At 71.9% G+C, this 18,663-nt stretch carries 18 protein-coding genes; 13 read left to right on the plus strand and 5 right to left on the minus strand.

Annotated features, from left to right (window positions below; genetic code table 11):
• Positions 1 to 260: 260 nt before the first annotated feature.
• The 4 genes from P2Q00_RS07035 (at position 261) to P2Q00_RS07050 (ending at position 4,963) form a co-directional block, all read left to right on the plus strand.
• Entirely contained in the window at positions 261 to 695 is a 435-nt protein-coding gene (locus P2Q00_RS07035; RefSeq protein WP_275770579.1) for a DUF6643 family protein, read from the plus strand.
• A 43-nt stretch (positions 696 to 738) separates the two neighbouring features.
• Entirely contained in the window at positions 739 to 1,566 is an 828-nt protein-coding gene (locus P2Q00_RS07040; protein WP_275770580.1) for an MOSC domain-containing protein, read from the plus strand.
• A 238-nt stretch (positions 1,567 to 1,804) separates the two neighbouring features.
• The gene (locus P2Q00_RS07045) at positions 1,805 to 2,410 is read left to right on the plus strand and encodes an Rv1733c family protein (protein ID WP_275770582.1); all 606 of its coding nucleotides are present in this window, start codon (positions 1,805 to 1,807) and stop codon (positions 2,408 to 2,410) included.
• 108 nt (positions 2,411 to 2,518) lie between these two features.
• The gene (locus P2Q00_RS07050) at positions 2,519 to 4,963 is read left to right on the plus strand and encodes a right-handed parallel beta-helix repeat-containing protein (protein WP_275770584.1); all 2,445 of its coding nucleotides are present in this window, start codon (positions 2,519 to 2,521) and stop codon (positions 4,961 to 4,963) included.
• Here the strand turns inward: P2Q00_RS07050 and P2Q00_RS07055 are convergent.
• A complete protein-coding gene (locus tag P2Q00_RS07055) occupies positions 4,933 to 7,296 on the minus strand; it encodes a hypothetical protein (protein ID WP_275770586.1) in 2,364 nt (787 codons plus the stop codon). The genes P2Q00_RS07050 and P2Q00_RS07055 overlap by 31 nt on opposite strands.
• A gap of 324 nt (positions 7,297 to 7,620) precedes the next feature.
• On the opposite strand from P2Q00_RS07055, the gene P2Q00_RS07060 reads away from it, so the two are divergent.
• Together P2Q00_RS07060 and P2Q00_RS07065 are read left to right on the plus strand one after the other, a co-directional pair.
• Positions 7,621 to 8,439: a DeoR/GlpR family DNA-binding transcription regulator gene (locus P2Q00_RS07060; RefSeq protein ID WP_275770588.1), complete on the plus strand. Its 819-nt coding sequence runs from the start codon at positions 7,621 to 7,623 to the stop codon at positions 8,437 to 8,439.
• A gap of 93 nt (positions 8,440 to 8,532) precedes the next feature.
• On the plus strand, positions 8,533 to 9,003 hold the full coding sequence (locus P2Q00_RS07065; RefSeq protein ID WP_275770590.1) for an SRPBCC family protein: 471 nt from the start codon (positions 8,533 to 8,535) through the stop codon (positions 9,001 to 9,003).
• A 135-nt stretch (positions 9,004 to 9,138) separates the two neighbouring features.
• On the opposite strand, the gene P2Q00_RS07070 is transcribed toward P2Q00_RS07065, so the two are convergent.
• Positions 9,139 to 10,263, minus strand: coding sequence for a PLP-dependent cysteine synthase family protein (locus P2Q00_RS07070; protein WP_275770591.1), 1,125 nt, complete (start codon positions 10,261 to 10,263; stop codon positions 9,139 to 9,141).
• 346 nt (positions 10,264 to 10,609) lie between these two features.
• Here P2Q00_RS07070 and P2Q00_RS07075 point away from each other — a divergent pair, with 346 nt between their 5' ends.
• Complete coding sequence (locus P2Q00_RS07075) at positions 10,610 to 10,933, plus strand: hypothetical protein (protein WP_266963703.1); 324 nt, start codon at positions 10,610 to 10,612, stop codon at positions 10,931 to 10,933.
• A gap of 234 nt (positions 10,934 to 11,167) precedes the next feature.
• On the plus strand, positions 11,168 to 11,698 hold the full coding sequence (locus tag P2Q00_RS07080; RefSeq protein ID WP_275770593.1) for an ATP-binding protein: 531 nt from the start codon (positions 11,168 to 11,170) through the stop codon (positions 11,696 to 11,698).
• Between the two features lie 249 nt (positions 11,699 to 11,947).
• Here the strand turns inward: P2Q00_RS07080 and P2Q00_RS07085 are convergent, their stop codons facing one another.
• Genes P2Q00_RS07085 through P2Q00_RS07095 form a run of 3 tightly spaced genes read right to left on the minus strand, consistent with a single transcriptional unit; the run spans position 11,948 to position 15,539 of the window.
• Entirely contained in the window at positions 11,948 to 14,509 is a 2,562-nt protein-coding gene (locus P2Q00_RS07085) for an ABC transporter permease (RefSeq protein WP_275770595.1), read from the minus strand.
• Positions 14,506 to 15,255: an ABC transporter ATP-binding protein gene (locus tag P2Q00_RS07090; RefSeq protein WP_275770597.1), complete on the minus strand. Its 750-nt coding sequence runs from the start codon at positions 15,253 to 15,255 to the stop codon at positions 14,506 to 14,508. The genes P2Q00_RS07085 and P2Q00_RS07090 overlap by 4 nt, the downstream gene beginning before the upstream one ends.
• The gene (locus tag P2Q00_RS07095) at positions 15,252 to 15,539 is read right to left on the minus strand and encodes an SHOCT domain-containing protein (RefSeq protein ID WP_275770599.1); all 288 of its coding nucleotides are present in this window, start codon (positions 15,537 to 15,539) and stop codon (positions 15,252 to 15,254) included. The genes P2Q00_RS07090 and P2Q00_RS07095 overlap by 4 nt, the downstream gene beginning before the upstream one ends.
• A gap of 183 nt (positions 15,540 to 15,722) precedes the next feature.
• Here P2Q00_RS07095 and P2Q00_RS07100 point away from each other — a divergent pair, with 183 nt between their 5' ends.
• The 5 genes from P2Q00_RS07100 to P2Q00_RS07120 are packed head-to-tail and all read left to right on the plus strand — an operon-like array spanning position 15,723 to position 18,658.
• On the plus strand, positions 15,723 to 16,307 hold the full coding sequence (locus P2Q00_RS07100) for a TetR/AcrR family transcriptional regulator (RefSeq protein WP_275770600.1): 585 nt from the start codon (positions 15,723 to 15,725) through the stop codon (positions 16,305 to 16,307).
• 12 nt (positions 16,308 to 16,319) lie between these two features.
• Positions 16,320 to 16,739, plus strand: a complete 420-nt coding sequence (locus tag P2Q00_RS07105) for a (R)-mandelonitrile lyase (protein WP_275770602.1) — start codon at positions 16,320 to 16,322, stop codon at positions 16,737 to 16,739.
• Positions 16,740 to 16,750: 11 nt separating this feature from the next.
• Complete coding sequence (locus P2Q00_RS07110) at positions 16,751 to 17,335, plus strand: DUF4865 family protein (RefSeq protein WP_275770603.1); 585 nt, start codon at positions 16,751 to 16,753, stop codon at positions 17,333 to 17,335.
• Positions 17,329 to 18,240 (plus strand): phosphotriesterase family protein, encoded by a 912-nt coding sequence (locus tag P2Q00_RS07115; RefSeq protein WP_275770605.1) that lies wholly within the window; start codon positions 17,329 to 17,331, stop codon positions 18,238 to 18,240. Before P2Q00_RS07110 ends, P2Q00_RS07115 begins: the two co-directional genes overlap by 7 nt.
• Before the next feature lie 22 nt (positions 18,241 to 18,262).
• On the plus strand, positions 18,263 to 18,658 hold the full coding sequence (locus tag P2Q00_RS07120) for a tautomerase family protein (RefSeq protein ID WP_275770606.1): 396 nt from the start codon (positions 18,263 to 18,265) through the stop codon (positions 18,656 to 18,658).
• Positions 18,659 to 18,663: the final 5 nt, after the last annotated feature.

Genomic DNA, 18,663 nt, shown 5'->3' on the forward strand with positions numbered 1-18,663 from the left:
CCGTGTCCCGGCGGCTCTTCCGTTCTCTACCCGCCCAACCTATTCCCCGGGACGGCGAACTCCCACGAGGAGCGCTGGAAGTCCGATGGCCAACCGCAGGTAACCCGCCCGGAACTCGGCCTTTACAGGACCTGTACCTCGTTCGACGCCCTTTTTTGCCAAGTTCGCTCGCATTGGGGATCCCGCGTCACTGCCGACACTGAAAACAACCCTCTTATCGGTCTCCCCAACTAGCACATCGAGGGCTTAACTTATGTGCCATGACCTCCCCCCGCTCCACCTTTGGCGGCGGCTACTACTCCGCCTTCCCGGACACCCCCATCTACGACAGGCTCGTCGCCGAGCGGGGCACCCCGCAAATCGCTCCGATCCGGGTGCCCGCTGCGTACGACGCGCCGGGCAGCTATCTGCCGGCCCTGCCGTCGGCTCTGCCCGCCCTTCCGGCGGGTCCCTCCCAGCCCTCCTACGGCTATCCGCAGGCGCAGCAGCCGGCTCCGCTGCAGCAGGCGCCGGCGGCCTACATCCCTCAGCAGGCCATGGCGCCGCGTGGTTATCCCGGTCCGCAGCAGCCACAGCCACAACGGCCGATGGCGACCGGCACGGGCTACGAGGCGATGCGCCCCGCAGCCGCCCGACCCGCTCCGGCTCCCTATCAGGACCCGTACAACAACCAGCAGCAGTACCGCGGCTACTGAGCGGTCCTCCCTGGTTGTCGCCGCCGCCTGGCACGATGGCCTGATGGGGAACGCGCTGCTGCAGTCGATTCACGTCCATCCGGTGAAGGCGCTCCGGGGCCTTGCGCCCCGGGAAGCCGTCGTGGAGCCCTGGGGGCTGGCCGGAGACCGGCGCTGGGTGCTGATCGACGACGGGGGAAAGGTCGTCACACAACGTCAGCAGCCGCGCCTTGCGCTGGCCGCCGCCGAGCTCGTGCCCGGCGGCGGCGTTCGTCTGTCCGCACCGGGCATGGACCCGCTGACCGCGCCGGTGCCCCGGCCGGTCGGCACGGTGCCGGTGGAGATCTTCGGCGACAAGGTCGAGGGGGTCCTCGCCGAGGACGCGGCCGCGCACACCTGGTGCAGCGACTATCTCGGCACCCGGGTGCGCCTCGTGCACATGGATGATCCGGCCACGCGCCGGCCCGTCGACCCGGAGTACGCACGGCCGGGCGAGACGGTCAGCTTCGCCGACGGCTTCCCGCTGCTGCTCACCACAGTCGCCTCTCTCGGCGCCCTCAACTCCCTGATCGCCCAAGGCGCTCACCCGGCCGAGGGCCCGCTTCCGATGAACCGCTTCCGGCCGAACGTGGTCGTGGCCGGCACCGCCGCCTGGGCCGAGGACGGCTGGTCCCGCATCGCGATCGGCGAGGTCACCTTCCGCGTTGCCAAGATGTGCGGGCGGTGCGTGGTGACCACCACCGACCAGGGCACCGCCGCGCGGGGCAAGGAACCCCTGGCCACGCTGGGACGCCACCGCCGCATCGACGGCAGGCTGGCGTTCGGCCAGAACCTGGTGCCCCTCTCCCCCGGCACGATCCGCGTCGGCGATCCGGTGACGGTCCTCGCTTAGACGGCTCTCAGCTGGACGGCCCTCCGGCGGCTCTGAAATACGCGGCGCGGCGGCCCGCGAAGAAAGATCCGGACAACGTCCGGTGCGCGGGAACCGGGGCCGGGGGCCTGCGCGTTGAGTCCTCGTGAGAAGTTCATGAGAGGCCCCGGGAGCAGGTGATTTCGATCTCTCTTTGACCGGGCCCGCGGGTGAACGGCTCCAGCGGGGGTTATCACGGAGCGGGAAGGGGGTGCGGACGGTGCGAGCAATCGGCGGACTCTGGCGCTGGAGGCACAATCCGCTGCGGCGCGCGAGCGATCTGGTCGAGGCCTGGGTGGCGCTGGTGGCGCTGCTGCTGATCCTGGCCGTGGCCCCCGTGATCGGCTCCCTCGTCGGCGGCCTCGCCCAGGGCGCCCTGCAGCAGTCCGTCCGGGACCAGCGCGCGGCCCGCCACCAGGTGACCGCCACCGTGGTGCGCAAACTGGACCGCTCCCCGCTGGACACCGACCCCGAGACGTCAGGGTCGCGGGACCTGCGCAGCCGCGTCCTCGCCGACTGGACCGCGCCGGACGGCTCCGGCCACCACGGCGCGGCCCTGGCGGACCTCAAGTCCCCGCGCCACGGCGACCACTTCAAGATATGGACGGACCTGCACGGCCAGATAGTGGCCCGGCCGCTGGACGCCACGACGGCGACGACGCACGCGGTGCTCGCCGGGTTCGGTGCCGCCCTGCTCGCCGCGGGTGCCGTCGAGGGCGGCCGGCGGCTGATCGTCTGGCGCATGGTCCGTCGCCGGTACGCCCGTTGGGACCAGGCCTGGGACCGGGCGGGCCCGGACTGGGGCAGGACCGGCACCGGCAGTTGACGGCCTTCCGGCTCTGGTCAACCCACCGCCCGCGCGCACGCTACGGTGGACCGGCCGAACGCAATCGGCATCAACCCGCGTACCACGAGGTGGGGGCAGAAAAACGTCATGGCACAGGGCACGGTCCAGGTGACGCACACCGGCACATCGCGGTGGCGACGCCGCACGGGTGAGTACGCATCGCTCGCCGCCGCCCTGGAGGCCGCCGCCGACGGTGACGTCCTCACCGTCGCGCCCGGCACCTACCGGGAAAACCTCGTCGTGCAGCGGTCGGTGACCCTGCGCGGGCCGGAGGGTTCCCCCGGTTCGGTGCGGATCGCGCCCGTGGACGGGGTGCCGCTGACCGTGCGTGCCTCGGCGGTGGTCCAGGACCTGCATGTGGAGGGGCAGGACGCGGCGGCGCCCGCCCTGCTGGTCGAGGAGGGCACGCCGGAGCTGCTGGACGTGCGCATCATCACCCGGTCCGCGGCCGGCATCGAGGTGCGCGGGGGCGCGCGTCCGACGGTGCGGCGATGCACCGTCGACAATCCGGCCGGCATCGGTATCGCCGTACTCGACGGCGGGGGCGGGGTGTTCGAGGAGTGCGAGGTCGTGGCCGCCGGTCAGTCGGGGGTCGCGGTCCGCGGCGGTGCGCACCCGCGCCTGGAGCGGTGCCGGGTCCATCACGCCTCGGGGGCGGGTCTGTCGGCGACCGGTGAGAACTCCGCGCTGGAAGCGGTGGGTTGCGAGGTGTACGAGGTCCGGGGCAGCGGGGTCCAGGTCACCGGCCGGGCCACGGCTCACCTCACCGACTGCGATGTGCACCGCACCACCGCGGACGGTGTCACGCTCGACACGGACGCGGTGCTCACCCTGGCCGACTGCCGTATCCACGACATCCCGGAGAACGCGGTCGACCTGCGCTCGCGCTCGGTGCTCACCCTGACTCGGACGACGGTGCGTCAGTTCGGGCGCAACGGCCTGTCGGTGTGGGATCCGGGCACCCGCGTGGACGCCAACCAGTGCGAGATCTTCGACAGCACCGGCGACTACCCGGCGGTGTGGGTCAGCGACGGCGCCACGGCGGTGCTCGACTCCTGCCGGGTGCACGACGTACCGGACGCCCTGTTCGTCCTGGACCGCGGCTCGCGCGCGGACGTCGTCGACAGCGACCTGTCCCAGGTGCGCAACACGGCCGTGTCGGTGAGCGACGGCGCGACCGCGCAGCTCGACGACTGCCGCATCCGGGATGCCGCGACGGGCGCCTGGTTCCGCGACCACGGCAGCGGCGGCACCCTGAGCAACTGCACCATCGACGCCACCCAGACCGGCGTGATCGTCACCAAGGGCGCCGACCCCACCATCGAGCGCTGCACGGTCGACTCCCCCGCCGAGGCGGGCTTCTATGTGTCGGCGGGCGGCCGCGGCAACTTCCTGGGCTGCCGGGTGACGGGCAGCGGCGGCTACGGCTTCCATGTGATCGACGGCAGCCGTACGACGCTCAAGAAGTGCCGCACGGAGCGCTGCGCGCGCGGTGGGTACGAGTTCGCGGAGGGCGGCGACGCGGTCCCCGGCACGGGCCCCGTCGTCGAGGACTGCACCAGCGACGAGAGCGCGGGCCTCAGGCCGCCCGCGGCTCGGGAGACCGCCGTACAGCCGGCCGGTCAGTCACCGGGTCTGCTGGGCGCGATCCCCGGGCAGCGCACCACCGAGCAGGAGCCGCTGCTCGCGGCCGCGCAGCCCCAGCAGCCCGAGCCGTCGGCGCGGACGTCGAAGGCCGTGCTGGGTGAACTCGACGCGCTGGTGGGCCTGGAGAGCGTCAAGCGCGAGGTGCGGGCGCTGACCGACATGATCGAGGTGGGCCGGCGCCGGCAGCAGGCCGGACTCAAGGCGGCCTCGGTCAAGCGGCATCTGGTCTTCACCGGCTCCCCCGGCACCGGCAAGACGACCGTGGCCCGGCTCTACGGGGAGATCCTCGCCTCGCTCGGCGTGCTGGAGAAGGGGCATCTCGTCGAGGTGTCCCGGGTCGACCTGGTCGGCGAGCACATCGGCTCGACGGCGATCCGCACCCAGGAGGCCTTCGACAGGGCGCGCGGGGGTGTGCTGTTCATCGACGAGGCGTACGCGCTGTCGCCGGAGGACTCGGGCCGGGACTTCGGCAAGGAGGCCATCGACACGCTGGTGAAGCTGATGGAGGACCACCGCGACGCGGTGGTGGTGATCGTCGCGGGCTACACGGCCGAGATGGAACGGTTCCTTTCGGTCAACCCCGGTGTGGCGTCCCGCTTCTCACGGACCATCACCTTCAGCGACTACGAACCCGACGAACTGCTGCGGATCGTCGAGCAGCAGGCCGACGAGCACGAGTACCGGCTGGCTCCGGGCACCGCGGAGGCCCTGCTGAAGTACTTCACGGCCATCCCCAAGGGCCCGGCATTCGGCAACGGCCGGACCGCCCGCCAGACCTTCGAGGCGATGGTGGAGCGGCATGCGGGCCGGGTAGCCCAGTTCGAGGAGCCGAGCACGGACGATCTGACCCTGCTCTATGCCGAGGATCTGCCCGAGTCGCCCTGAGGTCCTTCCTCCGGTCGCTCCGGTCGTGGGGCAGGCACCTCCGTGCGCAGACGGGTCAGCAGCCGTTCCCGCTCCTCGGCGAAGGCCGGGTCGGCCTGGTAGTCGCCGTGGCCCAGGATCGGGGCGGGCAGCGGGTGCTGGGCGGTGCGGCCGTACGCAAGGGGGTCCTTCAGCGGGGCACGGTCCACCTCGGGGCCGCAGTCGCCGGACAGGCGGACCGGGCCGCCGATGGGGTCGGTGAGCCGGTAGAGGTTGCGCCAGCAGTCGACGTCGTGGTGCAGGGAGCTGAGCGCGGCGGGGCCGAAGTGGGCCGGGAACCAGCGGCCGTAGAGGCGCTCGAGCGGGGAGCCGTAGGTCAGCAGGGCGACCCGTCTGCGGACGGACGGCTTCAGCTGCCAGGCCGCGGCGGCCGCGAGGACGCTGCCCTGGGAGTGCCCGGAGATGACGAGGCGGCCGCCGGTGGCGCGCGTCCAGGTGGCCATCCGCCAGGTGAGGTCGGGCACCGCGCGCTCGGCGTAGCAGGGCGGGGCGAAGGGGTGGGCGGCGCGGGGCCAGAAGGTGCCGACGTCCCACAGGATGCCGATGGTGCGCCGGGCGGAGGCGTCCTTGTAGGCGCGCCTGCCCCAGGTGACGAACAGTATGAAGCCCAGGCCGATCAGCCAGGAGCCCATGGCCTGGGCGGTCTGTGCGGCGCCGTGCACGAAGGCGTAGGCGTGCTGTGCGGCCTCGTCGGGCGCTTCTTCGGTGAACTTTGCGCCGGCGAGGGCCCCGGCACCCAGGATCAGCGTGGTGACGGCGGTGACGGCGACGACGAGAGGGGCGCGGTCGGTGAGCGTGGCCAGCGCCCGCGTCATGGCGATGCGGCGGGTGCGTGCGGTGTCCTTGCGCTCGCCCGGGTAGTCGAGCTCGACGGTGCCCAGTTCGGTGCGGCGCAGCAGCCAGGCCCGCCGGCCGAGCCCGCCGCAGAACACGAGCAGGACGAGGAGCAGTACGGGGATCACGGACGCCTGCCAGGTCAGCAGGACCGGCGGGCCGTCGATGGAGGTGCCGGTGCCGTCCAGCCAGTCGGACACTCGCTGGGAGACGCCGCCGGACATCACCCCGCCCAGGGCGCAGGCCAGCATCGCGACGGCGGGTCCGCCCATGCCGCGCAGCACGGCCCGCGAGTCGGGGTGGCTGCCGTAGAGCAGGTGGGCGACGACCGCGAGGGCGATCACCAGTAAGCCCTGGACCAGGGCGATGGCGCCGAATGTGGTGCCGCCGCCGGGCAGCAGGCCGGACGACCGCCACCCCGGGCGCTCCCAGCCGGCGTACACCGCGGAAAGCAGCAGCAGGACGAGGGCGGTGAGCGGGAGGCGTCGTACGAGGTGCTCGTCGAGTTCCTGGTCGAGGCGGTTCTCGCTGCGTCCCCGGCGGCAGACCACCCACACGACGACGGCGGCGGTCGCGAGGAGTGCCACGTCCAGGAGCCGGCCCGCGATGTCGAGCGCCGCGGGGCCGCCGGGCCCCCGGTCGAAGCGTGCCGCGGAGGCCGTGACCGCCGCCACGACTGTCAGCAGGCCCGCCGCGGTGTGGGCGGCGCGCAGCCGGGCGACCAGCCGGCGGCCGTACCAGAAGCCGGGCCGGCCCAGGCCGGTGCGGTCGGTGTCCTCGTCGGGTTCGGGCCGGCGGTCGATCGGCTGGGCGGACTCGTACGCGCTCCAGGTGCGGTGGGAGAGGTACCACAGCAGACCGGTGAGCGCGGCGGGCACCAGGGCCGCCACGGCGAGCCGCCGGCCGGGCCTGCTCCACCAGCCGTCGTGCGACACGCCGGGCGACAGGAAGCCGAGCCAGGAATGCCGCTCGGCACACGCGCGCGTGCCCGCGCACTGCCAGGCCGCCAGGTCCAGGGCGACCTCGCAGGCGGCCGCGACCAGCAGCACCGTCAAGGTCAGGCCCGCCAGCCGCACCAGCAGCCCGTACAGCCGTACCGCCCGCTGGTGGCCGCGTGCGGCGGGCCGCATCCAGTGGGCGAGGTTGGCCACCATGAACGGCAGGAGCAGCAGCCACAGGGCCCGCGCGCTGTTGCCGGAGGTGAGATTGCACCAGACGTACGCCTCCGGCACCGGCCTGCCGCGATAGTCCTCGGGTCTGCTCTCCGCGTCGACGTCCTCGGCGCGCCGGAAGACGGCCGCCGTGTCGTCGCCGGTGATCCGCACCGTGCGTGGATCATTGAGCATCTCCTGGGGCGTGGTGCCGCCCACGCCGTGGACCAGCAGTTCCAGGGCGGTTGCAGATCCCTCGGGCCCCGCGACGGGACCGCCTGTCGAGACACGTTCCTGCGCACGTTCCACTGTTCGCACTTCCCCCGTGACGCGCCGTCGGCTTGTCCGTGCGGGCACAAGGATCTCCTCTCGGGCCGGGGCGTACACCCGCGAACACGGAATCTCCCCGATCCGGGTGACATGCGGGGAACAGATGGGGCGTTGGTGACATGTGCGCGTCGGGCCGGTGGCACCGTGGGTGGCGACCCGTGCGAGTATGGGACGTCCGCGCACCCGGACAGGGGAGAATGTCCTGGTCGATGGGGGTCTCCCCGGGCTCGAGCGAAGTCGAGAGCTTGGGGGAAGGTGCGCGGGGCATGTCGGACGGCTTGAGGCGAAAGGACCGGAGCGTACGTGAGTGAGAATCAGAACCTCCTCGCGGAGCAGCGGCGGGCCCTGATCCTGGACGAGGTCCGGCGCCGGGGCGGGGTCCGGGTGAACGAGCTGACCCGCAAGCTCGGCGTGTCGGACATGACGGTGCGCCGCGATCTGGACGCGCTGGCCCGCCAGGGCGTGCTGGAGAAGGTGCACGGCGGCGCGGTGCCGGTCGTGGAGGCGAGCACGCACGAGCCGGGCTTCGAGGCCAAGTCGGGCCTGGAGCTGACGGCCAAGGAGGACATCGCGCGTTCGGCGGCCGAGCTGGTGGCGCCGGGTACCGCGATCGCGCTGTCGGGCGGTACGACGACGTATGCGCTGGCCCACCATCTCCTCGACGTGCCGGACCTGACCGTCGTGACGAACTCGGTGCGGGTGGCCGACGTCTTCCATGCCGCGCAGCGCACCTCCGGCCCCCGGCAGGGTGCGGCCACGGTGGTGCTGACCGGCGGGGTGCGCACGCCCTCCGACTCGCTGGTGGGGCCGGTGGCCGACCAGGCGATCGCGGCGCTCCACTTCGACGTGCTGTTCCTCGGTGTGCACGGCATATCGGTCGAGGCCGGACTGTCGACGCCGAACCTCGCGGAGGCCGAGACGAACCGGCGCCTGGTGCAGTCGGCGCGGCGGGTCGTGGTGGTTGCCGACCACACCAAGTGGGGCGTGGTGGGCCTGAGTTCGTTCGCGGCGCTGGAGCAGGTCGACACGCTGGTGACGGACGCGGGCCTCGCGGGCGAGGCGCGCGAGGAGATCTCCGAGCATCTGCGCCGGCTGGTCGTGGTGGGCGAGCCGGAGAGCTGATCCCCTCGGGGCGGTGCAGACATCTGACGGATCGCCAGTTATCGTGACGTTGCCCCGGTCAACTTCCCTTCTCCGCCAAGGGGGTTCGCGTCCATGGCCCACCGTCTGCGTCCCGTCGGGCTCGACTTCGTCGACACCGCGCCCGTACGTCTGGTCTTCGCGCAGGAGATCTCCGCGGCACCCGAGTCGGTCTTCCACGCCCTCAACGACGATGTGCCGGGGTGGGCGGAGTGGTTCGCGGCCGTGACGCACGCACGGTCGCTCGACGAGGGTGCCGGGCGCGACATCCGGCTCAGGGGCGGCGGGCGCTTCCGGGAGACGGTCATCGCGGCGAAGGAGGCGGAGGTGTACGCCTACCGGGTCGACGTCACCAACGCGCCGGGCGCCCGTGCCCTGGCCGAGGAGTGGCGGCTGGTACCGGCCGGGACCGGCACACGCGTGCAGTGGACCTTCGCCGCGGACGGGACGGCGCCGTTCCGGCTGGTGGTGAAGGCGGCACGGGCGGGGCTGGGGCGGGCCTTCCGCGATGCGGTGATGTCGCTGGACCGGCGGCTCGCGCGCTGACCGCTCCGCGGGATGGGCGGGGATGGGTCGTCTTTCGTCTGCGGCATCGCTGTGGCTTGTCGCGCAGTTCCCCGCGCCCCTTTAGGGCGCTGACCCACCCGCAGTACTTCGGCGAGGCCGCTTGGGGACAGGCACTCAGCAGGGCCAGACGCCAGTCTCCAGCAGCGCGTCGATCGCTGCCGTGTACGGCTCGATGTCCAGGCCCTGCTCGGCGAGCCATGCGTTCGAGTAGTACTTGTCGAGGTAGCGGTCGCCCGGGTCGCACAGGAGCGTCACCACGCTGCCCTTCCGCCCCTCTGCCACCATCTCGGCGACGATCTTCAGCGCGCTCCACAGTCCGGTGCCCGTAGAACCGCCCGCCTTGCGGCCGATGGCCCGCTCCAGCGCCCGTACGGCGGCGACGCTGGCCGCGTCGGGAACCTTCATCATCCGGTCGATGGCGCCGGGCACGAAGCTCGGTTCCATGCGGGGGCGGCCGATGCCCTCGATGCGGGAGCCGCTGTCGCTGGTGACATCCGGATCGCCGGTGGTCCAGCCCTCGAAGAAACAGGAGTTGTCCGGATCGGCCACACAGATGCGGGTGTCGCGCTGGGTGTAGTGGACGTAGCGCGCAAGGGTCGCCGAGGTGCCGCCGGTGCCGGCCGTCGCCACGATCCAGGCGGGCTCCGGGAACCGCTCCAACTCCAGCTGGCGGAAGATGGATTCGGCGATGTTGTTGTTGCCGCGCCAGTCCGTGGCCCGTTCGGCGTAGGTGAACTGGTCCATGTAGTGGCCGCCGGTCTCCACCGCAAGACCGGCCGACTCCTCGTACATTTTGCGCGAGTCGTCCACGAAATGGCACTGCCCGCCGTGGAACTCGATGAGGCGGCACTTCTCCGCGCTCGTCGTGCGCGGCATGACGGCGATGAAGGGCACTCCGATCAGCTTCGCGAAGTACGCCTCGGACACGGCCGTCGAGCCGCTGGATGCCTCGATCACCGGGCGGCCCGGCCGGATCCAGCCGTTGCACAGCCCGTAGAGGAAGAGCGAGCGGGCGAGCCGGTGCTTGAGGCTGCCGGTCGGGTGGGTCGACTCGTCCTTGAGGTACAGGTCGATGCCCCACTTCTCGGGCAGCGGGAAGCGGAGCAGATGCGTGTCGGCCGAGCGGTTGGCATCGGCCTGGACCTTGCGGACGGCTTCTTTCAGCCAGTCGCGGTAGGCGGCGTCGCTGTGGTCGACGTCGAGGGTCTTGCCGGTCCGGGTCTGCTGGGGGGTGCTCACGGCGGGTGCTCCTTAGGCTCTGCGCCAGCGGCGCGTCGCGCGGCCGACGCACCGATCATAAACACCTTCCGCACGCTTCTCACCTGCATAAACGCACCTTTGAGCGCCCCAAAGAACACCCTGGGGCCAGGGGGCGGGCAAGGGTGGGGGCGCATTCGTACGAGTGCTCCGGGCGTTCGGCCCGAGGTGCCGTGCGTACTGGTGCTCGACGCCGGGTGCGGGCAGACTGCACCGAACGGGGGCGCACACTGGATCACGACACGAACTGGATCACGACACGAGCTGGATCACTGCCCACGCGGGATCACGGTCCAGCGCACCGGACGCGCACAAGGGGGCGGGCGGCATGGCGGAGCCGGAGTTCACGGCGACGGGCGTGCGGATCGGGAAACGGCTGCGTTCGCTCACCCGGGCCGGGCAGGTCCGGATCAGCGACGGCAGGCTGGCGTTGCTCACCAGTTACGGCACCGAGATCGACAGCGCACCGGTGCAGGCGGTGCGCGCCTCCAAGCCCTGGTTCGCCGCTGAGGACCGGGCGCTCGCGGACCTCAACGGCAAGCGGTATCTGCTGACCCTGGGCGATCACGACCCGGCACCGGGCGAGCCGGGACCGCCCGCGGCTCGCCGGTTCATCGAGGCCGTACGGAAAGCGGCGGGGCGCGGCGGCTGAAGGACCCCACGGGACGACGGCGACGGGCTGCACCCTCGCGGTCGGCGGAACCGATCGCGAGTTGCGGTACCGCGCCCCCTGGGTCACGCTGTTCTCACGTCACTCTGGGTTTACCGGCGATAACGCTGCGAACCAGCCCGCCGGGCACGACGGCAGGTGGCCATTTCCCTCAAGGCACCTGCTGGATCCGTACTCCGTGTTCTTCCGGACCTCTTAAGTCGGGGAGTCGCAGCCGTGATCAGTCACCCAAGCAGGCACTGCACGGTAGAGCTGCAAGCCCTGCCGTCGCGGATCGGCCAGGTCCGCAGAATCGTCTCTGCGCAGTTGCGCTACTGGCATCTGGACCCTCTCATCGACCGGGCCGCGCTCGGTGTGACGGAGCTTTTGACCAACGTCCACCTGCACGCCCAGCCCGACAAACTGTGCACCGTGGAGATAGAGCTGGTGCTGGACCGGCTCATGGTCTCCGTGCGCGACCACGACCCCCGCCTGCCCGAGGTGCGGGACGTGGAACCCTGCGCCACCACCGGGCGCGGGCTGGCCATGGTGGCCGCGGTGAGCGAGAGCTGGGGGGCGCGCCCGGACGGCGAGTCGGGCAAGGTCGTCTGGTTCGCGCTGCCCACCACGCCGGCTCCGGTGGCGGCGCCGGCCCGCCCTCCGCGCCGTACGGCCGACACGCCGGCCCGCCGACTCGTGGAGGTCGAGCACGCGGTCGACGGCTGCCGGTCCACGCACGCTCCCGCCCGGTCCGCCGTTGCCGGCTGACCGGGCGGTGATTGCATTGGATGGGTCGGTCGCCTTCGGGGGCGCCTCAGTCGGTGTCGAGACGGCGATCGTGCTCAGCGCTTCGCGCCTCCGCGCGTTCGCCGTCTCGACACCGACGCGCCCCCTACGGCTCCCTCCCGGCCGGTGTCCGGTGGTGCAGTGAGCGTTGGAGGGCCCGTCCCGTTGGGCTGGTTGGCCGTCGGGGTGCCGTTGGGCATGGCGGCTTGACGGCCTCGTTGCTGGGCGTGGTCACTCGGTGGCGATGGCGCGCAGGACGTCCAGGCGTGCCGCCCGCCGGGCCGGGCGCAGGCCCGCGAGGGCGCCTGCCGCGAGACCCACCAGGGCCACGACGGCGAGTTGCACCGGCGGGATCGCGAAGGCGAAGGCGCTGTCGCCGGCGCCGTCCGAGGCCTCGACCAGCACCCAGCCGAGGAAGGCGCCGAGGCCGAGCCCGCCGACCGTGCCGAAGGCGGCGACGAGCACCGACTCCCAGCGGACCATGGCCCGCAGTTGGGCACGGGTCTGGCCGACGGCCCTGAGCAGGCCCAGTTCGCGGGTGCGTTCGTGGATCGCCAGCGTCAGGGTGTTGGCGATGCCCAGCAGCGCGATGAGGACCGCGAGGGCGAGCAGGGCGTAGACGAGGGTCAACATCATGTCGATGCCGCCGGCCGAGGACTGGGCGTATTCGTCGCGGGTCTGCACCTCGGGGTTGCCGTACCGGTCGGCGACCTGCCGCACGGCCGTCTTGCCCGCGGCCGTGCTCACGCCGTCCTTGAAGGAGACGGCGACGAGGGTGTCGGAGTCCTGGGTGCGGTGCGGGGCCCAGGCGGCGCGGGTGATGACGTAGTCGCCGGCGAGTTCGGACCGGCCGTAGACCGCGCGGACGGTGAAGGTCTGCTTCTTGCCGTCGGTGAAGGTGAGTTGGGCCTTGTCACCCGTGGTGAGGTGCTGCTTGTCGGCCTCCGCCCTGGTGATGGCCAGGCCGTCGGTGCCGAGGTCGCGCAGGGAGCCGTTCACCTTGCCGAGGTCGAAGGTGCGCTCCAGGGCGACGGGGTCGGTGACCGTCAACGCCCGTCCCTTGCCGTCGACTTTCGCGACTCCGCGGCCCAGGCCCACGGCCGTGTCGACCTCGGGCAGCTGCTGGATCGCCCCGGCGAGCCGGGGGCTCAGACCGCTGCCGCCTGCGCCGAAGGACGGTGTGCTGACGGCGACGTCGCCGGCGAAGGAACGGGACACGGTCTGGTCCATGGTCGCCTTCAGCGAGGCGCCGAACACGGTGAAGAGAGAGACTACGGCCACGCCGATCATCAGCGCGCTCGCGGTGGCGGCCGTCCGCTTGGGGCTGCGCAGGGCGTTGCGCCGGGCGAGGCCGCCGGTGACGCCGCGGAGCTTGCCGAGGGGGCCGCCGAGGATGCGTACGGCTGTCGTCGAGGCGACCGGGCCGAGCACCACGAACGCGACCAGGGCGAGTACGGCGCCAAGTCCCGCCATCCAGATGGACGGTGACACCAGGACACCGCTGAGCGTGGTGGCGACGGCGAGGGCGGCGAGGCCCATGCCGGTGACGGCACGCGTACGGGAGGCGCCGGAGGTGTCGACGGCCGTCTCCCGCAGGGCGGCCAGCGGGGCGGTGCGACCGGCGCGTGCGGCAGGCAGGAGTGCGGAGCCCAGGCAGACCAGAATGCCGACCGCGAGCGGCAGCGCCATGGACAGGGCGCTGATGACCAGGTTGCCGTCGGGGAAGGGGAATCCGATCGCCGGGAACAGCGCCTGGAGGCCGGCTGCGACTCCGATGCCGCCCGCGAGGCCGGCCGCCGAGGCGGTCACGGCGACGGTGGTGGCCTCGATGAGGGTCGTGGCGGTGACCTGGCGGCGGGAGGCGCCGAGGGCACGCAACAGGGCGTTCTCGCGGGTGCGTTGGGCGACGACGATCGCGAAGGTGTTGTGGATGGAGAAGGTCGCGACCAGCAGGGCGATGCCGGAGAAGACGAGGAGGAAGGTGGTGAAGACGGTCAGGAACTGGCTGGAGATCATGTCGGTGTTCTCCTGGGCCGACGCCTGACCGGTGATCGCCTCAACTCCCTTGGGGAGTACGGGAGTCAGCCGGTCGACGAGTTCCTTCTCGCTGACGCCGGGGCCCGCTCGCACCTTGATGCTCGCCGCCTCGCCGGGGCGGGCGGTGAGGTACTTCTCTGCGTCGGCGCGGGTCATGCCGGTGAAGGTGACCTGTGCCATGCCGTCCTCGCCGCCGAACGTCGCGAGACCGACGATCGTGACCTTGACCGGGTCCGGGGTGCGGAGGGTGGTCGTATCGCCGATCTTCAGGTCGCCCTTCTTTGCGGTGCCACGGTTGATGACGACCTCTCCGGGCTTCTGCGGGGCGCGGCCCTCGGCGAGCTGGTAGGGGTTGAGCCGGGAGTCGGTGATCCAGTTACCGGCGAGGGTGGGCGGGCCCTTGCCGCCGATGGGCTTGCCGTTCTTGCCGACGAGTTGGCCGGCGCCCTCGATGTCGGGTGCGGCGGCCGCGACCCCAGGCACCTGCTCGATGGTGTGCACCAGGGCCGTGCCGACGGGCTCGCGCACACCCTGACTCTCGCCGGGGGTGGTGATGGCGTCGGCGCTGCGGACGACGGCGTCCGTGCCGCTGGTCGCGTTGCCGAACATCGAGTCGAAGCCGGCGCGCAGCGTGTCGCCCATGACAAGGGTGCCGGCCAGGAAGGCGACGCCCAGGAACACGGCGAGAAAGGTGCCGGTGAAGCGCCGTTTGTGGGCGCGCAGGGAGGACGCGCTCAGACGTACGGCGGCGCTCATGAGGACACCTCGAAGGCTTTCATACGGTCCAGGACCTTGTCGGCGGTCGGGGATTCCATGCGGTCGACCAGGCGTCCGTCGGCGAGGAAGACGACCTCGTCGGCGTGGGCGGCGGCGACCGGGTCGTGGGTGACCATGACGACGGTGCGGGAGGTCTGGCGCACGGCGCGGCCGAGCAGGCCGAGCACCTCATCGCCGGAGCGCGAGTCGAGGTTTCCGGTCGGCTCGTCGGCGAAGACGACGTCCGGCTGCCCGGCGAACGCCCTTGCCACGGCGACGCGTTGCTGCTGGCCGCCGGAGAGCTCGGACGGCCGGTGGTGGAGGCGGTCGCGCAGGCCGACGACGTCGATCAGCGCGTCGATCCACTCCGTGTCCCCCTGGCCGCCGGCGAGGTCCAGCGGCAGCGTGATGTTCTCGGCGACGCTCAGCGTCGGCACCAGGTTGAACGCCTGGAAGACGAAGCCGACGCGGTCGCGGCGCAGCAGGGTCAGGCGGCGGTCGTCGAGGCCGCCGAGGTGGGTGTCGCCGATGTATGCGGTGCCCGAGGTGAGCGTGTCGAGGCCGGCCGCGCAGTGCATCAGGGTGGACTTGCCGGAGCCCGAGGGCCCCATGATCGCGGTGAAGCGGCCGACCGGGAAGTCGACGCTCACCCCGTCCAGGGCCCTCACCTCGGTGTCGCCACGGCCGTACACCTTCACGGCGTCGACGACCCGGGCCGCCGTGCGGATCGCGGTGGTGGCCGTCACGCCGCACCGCCCTTGGTACGGCCGAACTGCTCGTCCAGCACGGACAGTCGGCGCCAGTACTCGTCCTCGTCGATCTCGCCGGAGGCGAAGCGGCGGCCGAGCACTGCAAGGGGCGAGTCGCCGGAGGGACGGGGGTCCCCCATGGCCCGCCACGGGCCGCCGCGGCCGCGCCACGCGGTGCGGCGCAGGACGTTCACGACGCCGATCACGACGGCCGCCCAGATCAGCGGGAAGAAGAGGATCCACGGGCCGGGGCCGCCGTTCCAGTCTGCGAGGGTCTGCATCTCGAGTCATCTCCTGAGTGGGTCCGGTGTGTGTCCGGTGGTGATGCCTCGAGACTCCCGCCGGGGAGGGGCTCGGGTCGTCGTACGGCCAGCGGCACTGCGCGTACCTCCCGGGGAGTACGCCGGATCGTCTCCGCTGCTCCTGGCGGCTCCCTTGAGGGCTCGACTTCTGTAACTACTAGTATGTACAGTGACGGTATGAGCACCTCGGAGAGCACCTCGGACCGGCTGATCGAGTCCACCCGTGAGCTGCTGTGGGAGCGCGGTTACGTGGGCACCAGCCCCAAGGCGATCCTGGAGCGCTCGGGCGCCGGGCAGGGCAGCATGTACCACCACTTCAAGGGCAAGCCCGATCTCGCACTGGCGGCGATCCGGCGGACGGCCGAGGAGTTGAGGGCTACCGCCGAGGGAGTACTCGGCGGGCCGGGGACGCCGTACGAGCGCATCGAGGCGTATCTGCTGCGCGAGCGTGACGTGTTGCGCGGCTGCCCCGTCGGGCGGCTGACGATGGATCCGGACGTCATCGCCAGCGACGAGCTGCGTGCACCGGTCGACGAGACGCTCGACGCGATCCGCGAGCTGATCGCCGGAATTGTCGAAGAGGGCAAGGAGCAGGGGCAGTTCGCGCCCTCACTGGACGGCGAGGAGATCGCCGCGACCGTCCTTGCGACCGTCCAGGGCGGTTATGTCCTCGCCCGCGCCTCCGGCTCCCCCACCGCCTTCGACGCCGGTGTCCGGGGGCTGCTCTCCCTTCTCGCCCCGCGTTAGGAGTTCAGGTCTGTGCACATCACCAGGAAGCGTCCCGACACCCGGCAGGGCCCGGCGGAGAACTTCACGGGCCCGGTGTGGCTCGACGAGATAGCCGCGCCCGCGGCCCCGTCCCGACTGCGGATGTTCAACGTCCACTTCGCGCCCGGCGCCCATACCGCCTGGCACCGCCATCCGCATGGTCAGGTGCTGCACGTCCTGGAGGGCGAGGGGCTGGTGCAGCGCAAGGGCGGTGCGCCGGAGTCGATCGGCGCGGGCGACACCGTGTGGATCGAGCCGGACGAGTGGCACTGGCACGGCGCCGGGCCGCGCACCTTCATGACGCATCTCGCGGTCGTCGAGGCCGCCGAGGACGGCACCACCACGGAGTGGGACGTGCACGTCGGCCCCGAGGACTACCCCATCGGCGATTCGCGGGACACCACTGCCTGAGGAGGCATCCGATGCACGCCATGCAGTACGAGTTGACGCTGCCCGCCGACTACGACACGGGCATCATCCGTGGCCGCGTCGCCCGCATCGGGCATCTGCTGGACGACTGGGAGGGCCTCGGCCTCAAGACGTACCTCCTGCGCGAGCGCGGGGTGAACGGCTCGCCCGTCAACCAGTACGCGCCGTTCTACCTGTGGAACACCATGGAGGGCATGAACGCGTTCCTGTGGGGCGGCGCCTTCCAGGGGCTCAGCAACGACTTCGGGCGACCGTCGGTCCGACAGTGGACGGGGCTGGCGTACGAGGAGGGCGGCGCCGGAGGCTCACCCGCGCGGTACGCCGTACGACGGCGCCAACCGGTCCCGGAGGGTGTGGAGTTGGCCGCAGTCATGGCGGATGCGGCGCGGGAGACCGAACGGCTGGCCGGCGAGGACGGTGCGGTGCTCGCGGCGGCGGCCGTGGACTCCAGCTGCTGGGAGCTGGTCCACTTCTCGCTGTGGGAGCACGACACGCCGAAGGCCGACGGCGACGTCTTCGAGGTGCTGCACATGTCGGCGCCCGGGCGGGACAGGCTGCCGCGCGGGCGGCAGTGGTGAGCAGCGTCCGTACGGTGCTGGGCGATCTGCGGCCCGAGGACCTGGGTGTGTGCGACGCGCACGACCACCTCTTCATCCGCAGCCCGCAACTGCCCGGCCAGGAGTTGAGCGACGCCGCCGGTGCGCGCGCCGAGTTGGAGGCGTTCCGTGCGGCGGGCGGGGCGAGCGTGGTCCAGTGGACGCCTTGGGGGATGGGGCGGCGGGCCGCGGACCTGCCCTTGCTGTCCCGGGCAGCCGGTGTGCACGTGGTCTGCGCGACCGGGCTGCACCAAGCGGCCCACTACGCACCGGAGTTGCTGGCCGAGCTGCGCGGCAGGCTCGCCGAGGTGTTCGTCTCCGAACTCACCGAAGGCATCGGCACGTCGGGTGTCCGCGCCGGGCTCGTCAAGGTGGCGGGCGGCTTCCACGCTCTCGACGCGCATGCCCGCTGGACCATGACGGCCGCGGCCGAGGCCCACCGCGCGACGGGCGCCCCGATCGCCGTGCACCTCGAGATGGGCACGGGCGCACTCGATGTACTGGACCTGCTGTGCGGCGAGTTGGGTGTCCCGCCGCAGGGCGTGATTCTCGGCCACCTCAACCGCTGCCCCGACTTCGTGGTCCAGCGCCAGGCCGCGGAAGCGGGCTGCTGGCTGGCCTTCGACGGCCCGTCCCGCGCCCACCACGCCACCGACTGGCGCATGCCGGACGCCGTACGGGCCCTCGCCGAGGCGGGTTTCGGGCATCGGCTGCTGCTCGGCGGGGACACCGTGGTCGCCGGGGCACGGTCGGTCGACGGCGGGCCCGGGATGCCGTATCTGCTGCGCAGGGTCCGGCCACGGCTCGCGTGGGAGCTGGGCGAAGAACTGACGAACCGCATCCTCACGGAGAACCCCGGCCGGGCGTTCGCCGTCGAGTGGCGCTGAGCGGAAGGGAGGACCACCTCCGATGCCCTTGGTCCGTATCGACGCACTGGGAGCCGGCCCCTCGCGCCTCGACGCGCTCGGCAGAGCCGTGCACGAGGCTTTGGTGGAGGCACTCGGCATCCCCGCCGACGACCACTTCCAGATCCTGGTCGGGCACGACGGCACCAACAGCACACTGCGGTACGGCAGTTACCTCGGCGTGCGCCGGGACGACGGCATCGTCTACGTGGCGATCACGATGCGGTCCGGACGCACATCCGTACAGAAGCAGGCGCTGTACCGGCGCATCGCCGAACTCGCCCACGCGTACGCGGGGACAGAGCCGCGCAATGTGTTCGTCACCGTGACCGAGAACGAGTCGGCCGACTGGTCGCTGGGTCACGGGGTGGCGCAGTACCTCGACGCGTCCGGCACCTGACCGGC

Source organism: Streptomyces coacervatus, assembly GCF_029223485.1.
GTDB lineage: Bacteria > Actinomycetota > Actinomycetes > Streptomycetales > Streptomycetaceae > Streptomyces > Streptomyces coacervatus.